Source organism: Aliikangiella marina, assembly GCF_007004765.1.
GTDB classification, from domain to species: Bacteria; Pseudomonadota; Gammaproteobacteria; order Enterobacterales; family Kangiellaceae; genus Aliikangiella; species Aliikangiella marina.
Window position 1 is genome coordinate 1 of sequence record NZ_VIKR01000002.1, and the last position, 14,233, is coordinate 14,233.

General features: G+C 41.5%; 12 protein-coding genes. 7 read left to right on the forward strand and 5 right to left on the reverse strand.

What is annotated here, in order from left to right:
- The 4 genes from FLL45_RS06230 to FLL45_RS06245 all read left to right on the forward strand — a co-directional run.
- Nucleotides 1–1,309: RHS repeat-associated core domain-containing protein (locus tag FLL45_RS06230; RefSeq protein ID WP_281282194.1), on the forward strand; the 1,309-nt coding region annotated here is incomplete at its 5' end.
- A 20-nt stretch (nucleotides 1,310–1,329) separates the two neighbouring features.
- Nucleotides 1,330–1,728 carry an Imm10 family immunity protein gene (locus FLL45_RS06235; protein WP_185964354.1) on the forward strand — a complete coding sequence of 133 codons (399 nt, stop codon included), beginning with the start codon at nucleotides 1,330–1,332 and terminating at the stop codon, nucleotides 1,726–1,728.
- Between the two features lie 765 nt (nucleotides 1,729–2,493).
- The gene (locus tag FLL45_RS06240; protein WP_185964355.1) at nucleotides 2,494–2,940 is read left to right on the forward strand and encodes a hypothetical protein; all 447 of its coding nucleotides are present in this window, start codon (nucleotides 2,494–2,496) and stop codon (nucleotides 2,938–2,940) included.
- A gap of 65 nt (nucleotides 2,941–3,005) precedes the next feature.
- On the forward strand, nucleotides 3,006–3,605 hold the full coding sequence (locus tag FLL45_RS06245; RefSeq protein WP_142941174.1) for a hypothetical protein: 600 nt from the start codon (nucleotides 3,006–3,008) through the stop codon (nucleotides 3,603–3,605).
- Nucleotides 3,606–3,761: 156 nt separating this feature from the next.
- Here the strand turns inward: FLL45_RS06245 and FLL45_RS06250 are convergent, their stop codons facing one another.
- The 5 genes from FLL45_RS06250 to gpmI all read right to left on the reverse strand — a co-directional run bounded on the left by FLL45_RS06250 (nucleotide 3,762) and on the right by gpmI (nucleotide 10,197).
- Nucleotides 3,762–4,313: a peptide deformylase gene (locus FLL45_RS06250; RefSeq protein ID WP_142941175.1), complete on the reverse strand. Its 552-nt coding sequence runs from the start codon at nucleotides 4,311–4,313 to the stop codon at nucleotides 3,762–3,764.
- A gap of 193 nt (nucleotides 4,314–4,506) precedes the next feature.
- Nucleotides 4,507–6,513: a TonB-dependent receptor gene (locus FLL45_RS06255; RefSeq protein ID WP_142941176.1), complete on the reverse strand. Its 2,007-nt coding sequence runs from the start codon at nucleotides 6,511–6,513 to the stop codon at nucleotides 4,507–4,509.
- 154 nt (nucleotides 6,514–6,667) lie between these two features.
- Complete coding sequence (locus FLL45_RS06260) at nucleotides 6,668–7,057, reverse strand: hypothetical protein (RefSeq protein ID WP_142941177.1); 390 nt, start codon at nucleotides 7,055–7,057, stop codon at nucleotides 6,668–6,670.
- A gap of 372 nt (nucleotides 7,058–7,429) precedes the next feature.
- A complete protein-coding gene (locus FLL45_RS06265) occupies nucleotides 7,430–8,584 on the reverse strand; it encodes a murein hydrolase activator EnvC family protein (RefSeq protein WP_142941178.1) in 1,155 nt (384 codons plus the stop codon).
- 101 nt (nucleotides 8,585–8,685) lie between these two features.
- Nucleotides 8,686–10,197, reverse strand: coding sequence for a 2,3-bisphosphoglycerate-independent phosphoglycerate mutase (gpmI, locus tag FLL45_RS06270; protein ID WP_142941179.1), 1,512 nt, complete (start codon nucleotides 10,195–10,197; stop codon nucleotides 8,686–8,688).
- Nucleotides 10,198–10,597: 400 nt separating this feature from the next.
- Here gpmI and FLL45_RS06275 point away from each other — a divergent pair, with 400 nt between their 5' ends.
- The 3 genes from FLL45_RS06275 to FLL45_RS06285 are packed head-to-tail and all read left to right on the forward strand — an operon-like array spanning nucleotide 10,598 to nucleotide 14,052.
- Complete coding sequence (locus FLL45_RS06275; protein ID WP_142941180.1) at nucleotides 10,598–12,910, forward strand: serine/threonine-protein kinase; 2,313 nt, start codon at nucleotides 10,598–10,600, stop codon at nucleotides 12,908–12,910.
- A 14-nt stretch (nucleotides 12,911–12,924) separates the two neighbouring features.
- Nucleotides 12,925–13,665 (forward strand): PP2C family protein-serine/threonine phosphatase, encoded by a 741-nt coding sequence (locus tag FLL45_RS06280; RefSeq protein ID WP_142941181.1) that lies wholly within the window; start codon nucleotides 12,925–12,927, stop codon nucleotides 13,663–13,665.
- A gap of 39 nt (nucleotides 13,666–13,704) precedes the next feature.
- Nucleotides 13,705–14,052 carry an FHA domain-containing protein gene (locus tag FLL45_RS06285; RefSeq protein ID WP_142941182.1) on the forward strand — a complete coding sequence of 116 codons (348 nt, stop codon included), beginning with the start codon at nucleotides 13,705–13,707 and terminating at the stop codon, nucleotides 14,050–14,052.
- The last annotated feature ends 181 nt before the right edge of the window (nucleotides 14,053–14,233 follow it).

The following is a 14,233-nucleotide window of genomic DNA, read 5'->3' on the forward strand; positions in this document are numbered from 1 at the left end:
CTCTAAAACGACAACTTACTTCCATCGTGATCGTTTAGGTTCAATGATTGCGACGGTAAATAGTAGTGGTTATGTGATTAAAGGTCACAGCTATGACCCATTTGGTAAACCGCGCGACCAGCGAATGCGAGATAATGCTTATAGTCAGGTCAGTACTAACATACTTAATGACACGCAAACCACTCGTGGGTTTACTGACCATGAGCATTTGGATGATGCGCAGCTGATTCATATGAATGGACGGGTTTATGATTATAACCTGGGCCGGTTTATGAGTGTGGATCCGTTTATTCAGGAGCCAGGAAATTCTCAAAGCTTTAATCCTTATAGTTATATTATGAATAATCCACTAGCTGGCACAGATCCTAGTGGATATAGAAGTATATGTGGCGGTAAGAACCAGAGGTCTTGTGATCAGATTGTTGACTACACCGGCAATAATCAAGGAATGTCTACAGATGTAATGGGTGGAGTTGTAAAGGTAAACGGTGCATCGAATAGCTCTGGCGCAAAATCAGTCACCAAAGATTCAGTCGCAGATCTTATTTCACAATTAGATCTAATGGCTGAGCAAGTAGCAAATATGACTTTGCCGAGCGAAGCCCCTCTTGAAAGCAGCACAGGTTCAGAGGGCTTTGGTTCTAAACTGACTAGATTATTCTTTCCTGCTACAACTTTCATGAGAGAAAAAGGGGTTGAAGGTACATGGGGAGACGCAGCTAAAGGCTACTTTAAAGAAGCATACAACTCTGGTGTAGGATTTGCGCAGGTGATAACGAGTGGTTCTGTTATTGGAGTTCTTGCACAATTTATTCCTGTCGCTAAAATTAAACCTGAGGAAGCTAGTGGAGCTGCTCTTTTTGAGTTAGGCAGCTATGCTGCAGGTGGAATTGTTAGTGCTGAAACTGCATTTTTAAAAGCGATGTCAAGAGTTTCCGTATCTAAAACTGTTACAGTGAGAACGGGGCCAAGAGGAGTAGATCCGAATCATCACAACGCAAATGTAATGGTTAGGGATGCTGACGGGAATATCTTAAGTCATGAACGAATAGTTAGTGGAAACATGACTCCGACAGAAAAGGCTTTAGGATTTCCAAAGAATACGTTAGCTTCCCACACTGAAGCTAGAGCTGTCACACATACAGCTTTGAAGCAGGGTGATACAATGACAATTACTGGTCAGCTACCTCCATGTAATTCATGTAAAGGTTATATGAACAGGGCTGTCAACGAAACTGGAGCCAATATAAAATATCAATGGCGACAAGATGGCAAGACCCAAACATGGTTAGCAGGCAAGAAAAGATAATATTGGAGACTTTAGATAAAATGTCATATGAATTAAATGCTAGTCATATCTTTAACCAAGATGATGATTATATGGTGATGCTAGGCTTTGCAGATGATGAGTTTGAGCCTTCAAAATTTGTCATTATCCAAAAAGCTCATGAGTACGACGACCAAGATGTAAAGCTTGGTATGGATAAGCTTCATATTCAAGTAGAAGACCAATCTCGTGCAAATTATGGTGGCATATCATCATTTACTTTAGATAATAGTTACTTGGTTATTGAGCTTGAGCTGGACACGCAATCTAGCTTGAAAGTCGACGGAAATATTAGAATAGCACTGGAAGCAAATCACCCAGAGCTTGAAAGTACTCTTTCAGTGCTCAAAAACATAGCCAGTGATGAAAATATTCCATTCAATAGCCCAAGGTTGGGGTGAAATAAAACAAGATAGGCACTATTTGGCCAATCACTTACAGTAGTTTGAGTGATTGGCTGGTTGTTCGTTTATTACTCCTGGTAAGATTAATGCTGTTCTGGCAATGTAGTGATTCATCTTTTTGGGGTATGGATATAAAACCTGATACTGTCGGTCTCATTTAATCTACAGGTCTTATTTAATATGAGTTCTACCGAAACTATCTAACGCTAGTTCTAGCAACAATTTCTCTTTTTACTTCCAGTGGTACTGGCTGGCACTCGTAACAGCGCGCTGTTCGGTCATTATCAGAATTACTGATCACTTTTGGTCGGCGCGGTGAGCGAAAAGAGGCAGTCCCTACAAGATCACGAATTTTCGGTCTTTCTCTTATGAGTGTTTTTTAATCTATTTTTTTACTGGTACTTAACCTGCGAGATTTCATTCGATTATTTTGCCTGACTTTTATTTTTGTATAAACTTGACCATTCAGCCACTATTCACCCTCAAAACCCCAAAATACCGAGCGATTCGTTGAATATGTCCAAATTTTAATAGTTTTTGGCGGATTATTGATAACGCTCAGCCGTTATAAAACGAGAAAATAGCACTCGGAGATTAGGGGATGTTTTGCATTAATACAGGCTCATCGCTTTGTTGAAAACAAAACAGATTGAACCCGGCTCGCTAATAAAACGACAAACGATTGTGCACCATCGCTTGATGTCATCGTTATGAGTACATGATTCCAAAGAAATACTGTTTTAGGGAAATACGGGGAAAAACATGACTTCCATGAAGTTACTTACTTGTTCACTCGCTGTACTGTGCCTTTCGGCTTGCGCCGGAACCAGTTACACCAGTCAGTCTTTTAACAACCAGAAGAGCCGAATTGCTCAAATTTCGAGCTATCAACTCAATGATAAACAAATCCAATTCCAAGTCGAAAGCGCTGGCTGTACTTTTTACAGTAGCTTCGCGATAAGAAAAGGTGAATTAGAAAACAGCGTAGAGATAACAAGAGTAACGCCTGATAAATGTGGGATGCGCAAGCATTTAGTTGAGCTAACCTATCCATTAGGGGGGTTGGGCCTCGACTTTAGCCAGGATATATTCGTAGTGAACAGCATTGACACTGCTCAGCAAGATAGCGTTCAAGCGACTGGTGAGCTTGACGGAGGCCGCTTAAAACCAGAAAACGACATGTTAGATCATGGTTCGAGCCCCAAATAATCAGTGCACTTAAACACTCGCAATCCGCTATATGAATAAAAATTAAATCAAGAAATGTATTAATTATGCAAACGAGTAACGCATTAGAAAAGCAACAATTAGACAGTCTGGAGTCAGAAATTTTGAAATCAGACAGTCTGGATGCAGACCATCTAGAATTAAAGCGTAAACCCCAAAGCGATTCCTCACCAACTGCTGCCGGGCGTTCTCAAAGTTTGGTATTAACCGAGCCCAATGTCTCTCAAATAGGCGGCTCTCTTCAGTTTTTTCGACTATTGAATTGGGCGCTGCTAGCTATTTGTGGGTTGGCTATTTCAGTTTTGATAGGCGTTTCTGCAGCAGACTTTACCTCGGGGAACAATATTACTGGCTCAATTGGCTACATGCTTCAATTACTACCATTTGCGGTGTTTTCTGCGGTGTCACTCAAGTTGCTTAAGCAGCCTAACCCTTCAACGCCAGATTTATTGAATAAACACCTGACGATCTTCTTAGCCGCCTCAATTTCGATCTACGGGTTGTTACATTACTTGTCGAACAATAGCTTTATAACATCTAGTCCTTTTAATATTATCGGCAATATTCTTTATTATATTGTTTGCACAAACTATTTTTCATATTCACAAACTGTCAGGGCCTACTTTGGCGATAATGCCTATCGTTAGCGAGCGCTTGTTGTGACGTTAGTATAATTGTCACACTAAAGCGTTACGTCCAATAATAGATAGCTAGGCGAGCAATACGAGCATTCAGCACAACAATGAGGTTGCAATTCTAGCGTAGAAGACTGAATAGGTTGGGATGAATTCGTGACGAAAAATCTATCCGACCATGTAATCAAACATCTTTTTAACTTGAACGAGGCGTTGAGGCTGTTCGGCAAATACGAAGTCGATAGAGCGTATAGACTTTGAATCTTCAACACGGTCGATGAATAATACGCCATCGAGATGATCAATTTCATGTTGAGCTATTCCAGAGAATTCGCCGCTAAACTTTATCGATTGTGATTCTCCTTTCTCATCGACGTAATCGACTCGGATATTTAAATAGCGTACGACTTTACCCCTGATTTGGTAAAAACTAAAACACTCCTCTTCAAATAAGAAAGTCTCGTTATCTAGCGCTTCGAATGAGGGGTTAAACATCGGCAAAAATTCACCCTCTACCCTGAGAAGGACCAATCGAATCGGGGCGCCAACCTGCGGTGCGGAGATGGCATTACCATTTTCCGAAGAAATTGACTGAATACCATTGAGGATGGATTTCATTTCTTCTAGGGTTTGTTGGTGTTGACCTGATTGAATGGCAGATATTTCAACAGATTTTGAAACTTCTCTTAAAACTGGATCACCGAGTTGTTTGACTCTCATGGAATAATATTTTTGTATCAACTTAGAAGATCTTCAAGATAACTGGAAACACACTCATGGTCTAGTCCCAAAGACTCAAGTGTTTGACAAATATTGGACTGGTAAGATATCGCTCAAGGGGAGTGATGTGGGCTTTAATCAAACTCAATTTATCGTCGTCACTTTTTAGATTCTCATTAAGTAAAGTAAGTCACTAGAAACGATATTCAAGCCCGATGGAGAGTGATCTTTCTGGTTCGCCCTGAAAAATTACCGCCTCTTGGTTTCTAACGTCAGGAAACAACACTTTTTCGTCGAGAAGGTTTTTGATCGAGGCATAAAAACGCCATTGATCGGATTGGTATTGATAGCTGGAATTGAGTAAATAGTTGCTGTTCACTTCCGCTCGTGCAGATGACGCCCTTAGCGACAAACCGATGCTGTGTTGATCGATTTGGTAAACACCGCCGAGTTTCACCAGCCATCGAGAGCTAAATAAAGCTGTTGGATCGTTTTCGATATTTTGATCGCCTTGTTTAAGATAAGTGACATTCGTTAGGAGCTGAAAATCTGAATATTGAATCTGAAGCTCGTATTCAGCTCCGCTTCTTTCGACGACTTCGACACTATTACTGATGCCATTAAAAGATGTTTGAATGAGATCTTTCGCCCGAGTATAAAAAACAACAATGGATTGATTAAAAAATTGATCGTTTTGTGTATAAGCGATTTCACTGGTTTCGATGATTTCGGCCTGGACGTTAACTTCTTGAGGAATTCCAAATGTATTGCGTCCAGTAATTTGACGAAAAGTCGGGGAGTTAAACCCTTCAGAGTAGAGCAACTTTAAGGTGCTTTGCTCTGAGACCGAGTAGATATACGATACTCTTGGTGATAAATGACTACCACTAAATTCGTTGTCCACCTGCCTAAGGCCTGCGACAAGTCGCCAATTGTCAGAACTGTGGTCGAGTTGGGCTAAGAAGGCTGTCTCGTCGAGTTTGCCTGCATCAATTAACAGAATGCTTCCATCGGGTTGAATAACAAACGGCAAATTAAATGGGGGCTGAGTGATTAAACTTAGAACGTCTCCATTGGCATCATCGCGGAATTTATTGTTTTCCGTCGAGCGTGTCTCATTTTCTACACCTAACAACCAACGGGTATTATCTGATAAGAAGAGTTCGTAGGAAATGCCGGTACGCCACCTGTAGTTTGCTCGACCTTGGTTATCAAAACCCTGTAGGCCGTCGCCAGCGATACCATTAAAAGCCAAAACGCCTTCTATGTCCCTGCGCCAATAGTATTGATTCCAGTCGGAATAAAACAAGGTTTTGGAGTAGTCATTGTTCAGCGAGTATTGAGCCGAGAGTAAAGTACCATATTGTTTGTAAATAGCGGGGCTTAAAAAGGTGCCGCTTGCTATTGCTGAGGTCTCCTCTTGATATTTCTGAAGTATGAAGTTGAGCGAGTCTGAGTGATATTGTCCGAGAAAACTCGCATGCTCGGTTGTTCGATTGAGACTTTGGGGCTCAGCTAGTGGAAAACAGAGGCAACCGGCATCAAAAGCGGCTAGTGTATTGCGAGTTTCTGCATCATACCCGTCATCTTGACGAAGCGCTAAGGCAAAGTCAAAGTGACCATCGTTGGATGCGATCGTGTGATAAAGGCCTGATTGAATAACACCCTGAGTGTCTATTGATTGACTAAACAGTCCTTGCGCATTCGATTTGGTCACAATGTTGATCACGCCAGATGAAGAGTTTGTGCCGTATACCACTGATGCAGGTCCCCGAATGACTTCGATCTTTTCAATCATTACTAAAGGAATACCATTGATAGGAATATCACCGTGAGAGGGCATCCAATAGGGCTTTCCATCGAGAAGAAATAAAACCTTTTGATTGTTAGCATCGGATAACCCCCTGATTTGAATAGGGTTAATCCCACCAACGGCGGGATTGATTTCTACACTGGATGCAAAACTTAAAAACTCAGAAACAGAATGTAACCCCATTGCCATCAGTTGTTCAGGGTAATAAACCGATGCGATCCCTGGAGTTTGACTAATGTTTTCTTCGGTTTTTGAGACTACTTTAACTTTGAGTAGCTCCTCTAAAGGCAAGTTAAATAGTGTCATCGCATCTTTTGCAGAAACATTCTGGCCGAGAATGGAGTGACATAAGCCCAACAAAAGAGCACTTACAAACTTATATTTCAAATACTTAGCTTACTTTAATGATAATGACTCATGACTTTAAGCATAGTCGACTTCAGCAAAAACTTAAAAAAATGAGATAAAATAAAAAAGGGCGCTTTCGCGCCCAAAGGGATAAAATGATTACATTATTATTTTGGGGAGAATAAGTTACTCATTAAGGTCTGGCACTAAGCCTACCAATTTTAATGTCATCTGTTGCACTCGCACCATTCAGTATATTTTTTTCAATGTTAAGTTTTGATTGCGCGAAAACTGGATTAATTCGGTTTTCTTTTGTCATTGCTTGATTCTTTGAATAATAACGAACAAATTCTTCTCGAATAACGCCCCTTATTATTACTTCAAGTCGTCTTTGATTTTGAGCATTCAATGAGTTTGTTATTTGCTGCGCTTCTTTCTGTTTTCCTTTGGACGCAATTTCATATGAATCAAAACTTTCAAGGTGACGATTTAAAAATTCGATTTCAAGAAATAATAAACCGATGACAAATGACTGCACAATTGCTATGCCAACTAAAATGGATAAAGCTTTCGAGTGATTCATCTGCAAATTTTAGTATTTATTTTAGTAAGCAAATAGCTTGTTTCTGTCTGACAAGCATCGAGATTATTGCATTTAAAACAATAACAAATTTTATTTTTTTATCATGTAAAACAAAGAGTTTTAGCCAACGGTTCGTATTATACTTTTGCTTATTTTTTTTGCTGCGAAGGATGCTACTAAAGTAAAAAAATTGAATCAATGACAATCTTGAATATAATCGCGAATTGAGGTTGCTTTAGAATTATTTAAGATGCGATTAAAGTTTATTTGAGATAATAAATGACTAAGAGACACATAATTTTGAAGTGTTAGATTTGATTTGTATTAGTTAAAAATGAGTCAAACTATAGCAATCCGGTTTAATAATCGGAATTATCGAAACCAACGCCTCGGGTTAAAGGGTTTTCCTTGATGGCGCAATTCGAAATAAAGACCAGGGCTCTGTTGCCCACCACTTTGTCCTACGGTAGCAATAGCTTCGCCAGCTTCCACATATTCTCCGACTTGTTTGTACAGTGCTTGATTGTAGCCGTATAAACTCATATAGCCTTTGCCATGATCGATTATCACCAGCAACCCAAATCCACGTAACCAATCAGCATAAACAATACGCCCATGATGAACAGCATTAACAGCATTACCTTCTGAAGAGCCAATGACAATCCCATTACTTTTGAGCCCTTCTGCTAACTCGCTACCATAGCGCCGAGTTGTTTTTCCACTTGTTGGCCAGCGTAACTTTCCTCTTAACGATCTCAAACCGTTTAGCGGTTGAGTAAAATCAATTTTATCGAGTGCTTCTCGGACAGAGTCTATTAATTCTTGAAGCTCTTTAGCATTAACTTGCAGTTCCGAAAGTTTAGCGGTTTTGCTTTTAATTTCTTTGGCCAATGCATCAACTAATTTTTTACGTTTATCTTTCAGTCGCTTGAGCCGATTCGTTTCTTCTTCTTTAGATTTTTTAAGAATATTTAGATCGATAATTTCTTGTTGGATCGCTTTATCAATATTCTCTAGGTCGATCAAAGTTTGTTGTAGTTTGGCAACTTTTTGAGTTCGCGCTTTATTCATGTAGTCATAGTAGACGAGCATTCTGCCGAGTGCTTCGGGATCTTCTTGATTGAGAAGCAGCTTTAAATATTCTTGTCGACCACTTACAAATGCTGACTTGATTTGTGCTGCAAGGGCTTTCTTTTGTTCGGCTTTATTTTCATCAAGGTTTTTTTGTTGGCGTCGTAGTTTACGAAGTTCTTGTTCTTTTTTAATTAATTGTCGATTGGTCGAGCGGAGAATTTTTGTCGCTGTGGCGATTTGCTTTTCTGCATTTCGCAATTGAGTAACAGCTTTAGATTGTTGTCTTTGTTTAGACTTAAGGTTTTTTTGTAAGCTTTCGATATCTTTTTTTAACTGTCGAAGTTCTTGTTTAGCTTGCTCTTTTTCTGTATCGAGTTGGTCTTCACTCAATGCGTTGACATTAAGCGAAATGAGTAGTGATAAAATAACTAAAAAAACTACTTTTAACTTCAACTGGACTACCTGTTTTTATTGTACTGTTTTTATTATTTGAGCGAGCAATTAACGATAGAAAAGGTGGCCATTTATTAAATTAATAAATGGCCACGTTATAATCACTTAATCTTCATCAGTGGTTCACCGGTCATTTCTGTAGGTATCGGTAAACCTGCAATCGATAGCAGCGTTGGTGCGACATCGGATAAGACACCATTGGATTTAGTTGGTTCAGCGTCTCTGCCCACATAAACAAAAGGTACCAGAAAGTTAGTGTGTGCGGTATGAGGTTGACCGGTAATATGGTCTTGCATCTTTTCCGCATTTCCATGGTCGGCAGTAATCATTGCTTCACCGCCGGCACTCTCTAATGACGCTAAAATTTTTCCAAGACAGCTATCCAAACAGGAAATCGCTTTGACTGTTGCGTCAAAATTACCCGTGTGACCCACCATATCTGGGTTAGCAAAATTACAGATAATAAAATCATATTTACCAGATTCGATCGACGCAATAAATTTATCGGTCAGTAATGGCGCGTTCATTTCTGGCTGAAGATCGTAAGTGGCCACTTGCGGACTAGGAATTAGCTCTCGGTCTTCACCTTCGAAAGGTTTTTCTACGCCACCGTTGAAGAAAAATGTCACATGGGCGTATTTCTCTGTTTCTGCAATTCGGAGTTGAGTTTTGCCCAAATCTTGCAGATGTTCTCCAAGGACTTTTGGCAGTGTTAGCGGTTTAAATGCGCAAGGTGCGTCGATCGTTGCTGCATATTGAGTAAGCATCACATAGTGTAGGTCGAGTGCCTGTCGCTCGAAGCCATTAAAGTCTTTTTCAACAAAAGCCCGCGTAATTTCCCTTGCGCGATCGGCTCGATAATTCATAAAAATCACTGCATCTCCCGATTCGATTGGCGCTGAATCCCCAATTACCGTCGGTTTGACAAACTCGTCAAATTCGCCGCGTTCATACGATGACTCTAATCCCGCGAGCGCACTTTCAGCTTGATATTCCGATTCTCCGGTGGTTAAAACTCGGTAGGCTGATTCGACTCGTTCCCATCTTTCATCTCTGTCCATCGCATAATATCGGCCGCTTAAAGTCGCGATACGCCCTTTATTTAATGCCTCTACGTCTTTGATGTATTGGGCGGCGCTTTGCGGAGGGGTATCACGGCCGTCGAGAAACGCATGCAGATAGAGCTTTTTAGCACCTCGCGCTTCTGCAAGTTCTAACGCGGCTTTAATATGGTCGATGTGGCTGTGAACGCCGCCATCAGAAAGTAAGCCCATCAAATGAACAGCCTTGCCGTTGGCTACAGCAGCGTCAATCGCTGCAGTGATCGTTGTGTTGACTTGAAATTCACCCTCGCGGATCGCTTTGGATATTCGCGTAAAATCTTGATAGACCACACGGCCTGAGCCGAGGTTAAGGTGGCCTACTTCAGAGTTACCCATTTGTTGATCAGGAAGTCCGACATCTTCTCCAGAACCGGAAATCAAGGTACGTGGCGCAGTTTGCCAAAGCTTGTCCCAGACGGGTGTTTCAGCTGCCATGATAGCGTTTGATTCGGGTGATTCGCTGTATCCCCATCCGTCCATGATTATCAGTGCAATCGGTCGTTTGTCCATATTGAATACTACTTATAAGTTAGTTGATGAAATGCGCTAAAATTGCCTGTGATTATCCTAAATTCTGACTCTGAGCGCAAAAGATCTCTCGTGATGCGAGGCTAATTTAGGATTAATTGAAAAAGACAACCGATGCAGCGAACGGGTGAATGGCCTTGGCGTGTGGGATAAAAAGCGAATGAGTTATTATGACTTTTGTGATTTACTGCTAAACTCCGACATCAATAGTGGCTTATAATTCTGCATTAGTTATTTTGAGTGCACTAAGAAATTTGTGTTTTTGAGCGCTAATTAATACAGTTAATGACTAAATTGGGTTTTCTACGAATTTAACCTCTGGCAAGAATTTGTCCCAACGAAAATAATAAATACTACGAATCACACAGGGCAATAACAATCTATGAAGCGAAATCTGCTCCCGTTGCACCGGTCTGGCTGGCTTTATTTGCTGATGGGCATTTGGGGGTTGTTGTTTTGGCTTAATCAAACGGGGGCTTTCCATAGCGCCAACCAAATAAACCGTAACTTGCTACAATCACTATTACCCAGTCATCAAACTACCGAGCTTTCCGAGTCCAGCGTGGTCAGTTTGTCGACATCGTTTACTGGCGATGAATTGGATAAAATTAAAAAGCTCGCCCTGAGTCATCCTGAAACGCTAATCGTGTTAATGGGGAATATCCCCGAGTCATTATTAGCCATGTTATCAAACTGGACGAACCAAGCGCCGTTAAAACAGCCGATCTTTATCGCTAAAAAACAGCAGTCCTCAGTGTCAGCAATAAGTGTTGGTTCAGAAACTTCAATTTGGACGCGCTATTTACTCGATTGGTTTCGATTCCCACCTATTTCAGCACCGCAATGGAAAACCAGCAATCAGTTGGTATTTGCCCCGCTTGGCATCGATGCCAACAATGTCGGTGGCGGCGTTCCAACCGTTTGGCAGTTTGAAGATAAACTTTATCCAACGATGCTCGGTGCGATTACTCGGCAAATATTGGTGGGTTCGAATGAGTCATTAGCAGCGGACCTTTCTCTGAGGTGGCAGGGGGCAAATGACAGTATTCAGTTAGGTCTCTCAGGGAAGATATTCTTTGCCGACCGGCCGCACACAAATCTGCTTTTGAATGACTATTTAGCTGCAATAGAGCAACAGCCAAATCATTCCACTCAGCCTCTATTAGTGCTTATCGCTGAACCCGACTTCCAGCCGTTAGCACAATTGGCTCAATCATCGCAGCAATTGTTATCTGGTCGTTATTTGACGGAAAATATTATCACTGCAGCGAGTCCAATCGTATTGTTAATAGCTGGATTGTTCGGCTTGTGGTTGATGCGTGAATGGTCGACAAAGATGCAAGGTTTCTGGATTGTCTGTTTGTTGATAATTGGGGCGGTAGGGCAATATATTGCTTATACGCAGATGCTATGGCTTTCACTTGTTCCAGTTGCGTTAACCTTGATTTTAAGCTGGATAATTTGGAGTGCTTATCGGCTTGAGTGTCAGTCGATGAAAGCACTGTATCAGCGACACAATTTGCTTATTGGCGATTCGCTTAACGTGTTTTATCAGTCGCAGAGCTTTGACAAAGTTCAGCCATTTTTAGAGCAAACGATGGTAGACCAACCACTGGCGGAAAAGGTTTTTGATGTTGCATTGCGTGCCGAATCGAATAACAACTTACCGCTAGCTAAGCACCTTTTGAGTTGGCTCGTTGACAGCGATATTTCTCATCCTGCCAGTCGCCAGAAGCTTCGTGAACTTGCCCCAGAACCTGGCGATAGCGGCGACCAATCGCTTGATTCAACTATGGTTATAACACCGGGTCAAAGCGGTCCACATACCACTTCTTCTATGGCGATCCCGGTGAGCCATTTTGGCCGTTACGAAGTTGAAGGGATCTTAGGTAAAGGAGCGATGGGGATTGTTTATCAAGGGGTTGATCCGAAGATCAATCGGCATGTAGCGATTAAAACGCTCCAATTGACGGATTCGGATGATGAAGCTGTTCAGCAAGAAACTAAAGAGCGTTTTTTTAGAGAGGCGGAAACTGCAGGCAACTTGAGTCATGCCAATATCGTGACTATTTATGATGTGGGTGAAGAGGGAGAGTTAGGGTATATCGCGATGGACTTGTTAACCGGTGCACCCTTGTCTGAGTTTGTGAAATCAGAAAATCGCTTACCGGCTCCTTTTATCTATCAATTGATGATTCAAATTACCGATGCATTGGAATATGCCCATCGGCAAAGTGTAGTCCATCGTGATATCAAACCAGGTAATATAATTCTGGATGACGAAATTCAGCGCGTCACCGTCACCGACTTTGGGATTGCATTTGTTGCCGATAATAGCAAGACCAGAACGGGGACTATTATGGGGAGTCCTTACTATATGTCCCCCGAACAAGTTCTCGGCAAGCGCGTGGATGGGCGAAGCGACATATTCAGTCTGGGCGTGACATTTTATCAATTATTGAGCGGTCAATTGCCCTTTAATGGCGAATCTATCGCCAGTGTCGCCTATCATATTACTAAGACTAAACAACCATCGGTGCGGCAATGGGATAGTAAGTTGCCTGCGAGTGCAGCGAGGATTACCAACAAAGCACTGCAAAAAGATGTTGGCAAAAGGTATCAAACGATGGAAGAGTTTAAGCAGGTGCTCATCAGTGCGCTTAAACGTGACTTCAAAAAGTCGCCTATCGTGTAACAGGGAAGCAAAAGATGAAATATACAATTGACCTAGAATGCTCGGTTGGCGCCTTTAGACAGAACAACGAAGATGTCATCTCCTATGGGTCTGATCCAAGGGTTGGTTTTTTCTGGATGGTAGTTGCGGACGGAATGGGCGGACATAAAGCGGGCGAAGTCGCCGCAGGGTTGCTCGCGGAGTCCTTTGAAAATGCCGTCGCAGAGTTAGACGGATACTATGAACTGAGCTGGCCAAATTGGATCGAACGGATATTTAAAGAAGCTAACGAAAATATCTGGCAGGCGGCGAGAGACAATAAGCAATATTCAGGAATGGGCACAACTGGGGTGGTGTTAGTGCAATGGGCTGGCAAGTTTCATGTTGGTTGGGTTGGAGATTCTCGGGCCTATTTGTGGCGAGATGGTGAAGTTAAACTGTTAACCCGAGATCATTCCGCGATCCATTATTTACTCGATAAAGGCTCGATAACCAAAGAAGAGGCGGAAGAGTCTGATAGTAATCATTTACTTGCAAGAGCAATTGGTAGTAAAAAAACGGTTGAAGTTGATTTGCTCTCTGATTATTTGAAATCCGGTGATATTATGATGCTTTCCACTGATGGAATGCATGATTTTATCCCGCAGATCACCTTGCGAGATTATTTTGCGAAATTTAATTCAGGTAAAAATATAGCGGCTTCTTTAGTGTCGATAGCCATCGCACAAGGAAGTCAGGACAATATCACCTTAGGTGTTGTGAAAAGTGAATCTTAATTGCTGGAAGTAAACAGCAGTTGTTTAAGGAGTTAATCCATGGCCTATTTGGCACTAATCGTTGAAGACGTAGTAATTAAAAAGTGGGAACTTACTGAGGAAGTTATCATCATCGGACGCGCTAATGATTGTGATATCCAGATTGATGATCAGTCGGTGAGTTCTAAGCATGCTCGGTTGGTCGTAGAAGCTGATCCTTATTTTGATGGGGCTAGTAGCATTTTTGTTGAGGATTTACGCAGTACCAACGGGACCGAGTTGAATGGAAAGAAAGTTGCTCGGGAGCGCTTGAGCGATCAAGACATGATCAAAATCGGCTTTAATGAATTTCGCTTCGTTGGCAATGATAAGAAAAGCCTTGAGGATACAGCTGTCATCGTCAGCTGAAGACCGCCTAATAAAGTCGGCAGTTGACCCAAAAGCTAAAAAAAGCGCCGCTGGCGCTTTTTTTCTAGCAATGTAATTAGTTCTGTTGATTTGAACTTTTTTACTAAGAAAATCAACGATTTACTATTCTCAGTTAATATTCACTCTATTTTAAAGTTTTTTTTAACCAATTCGTCGTTTT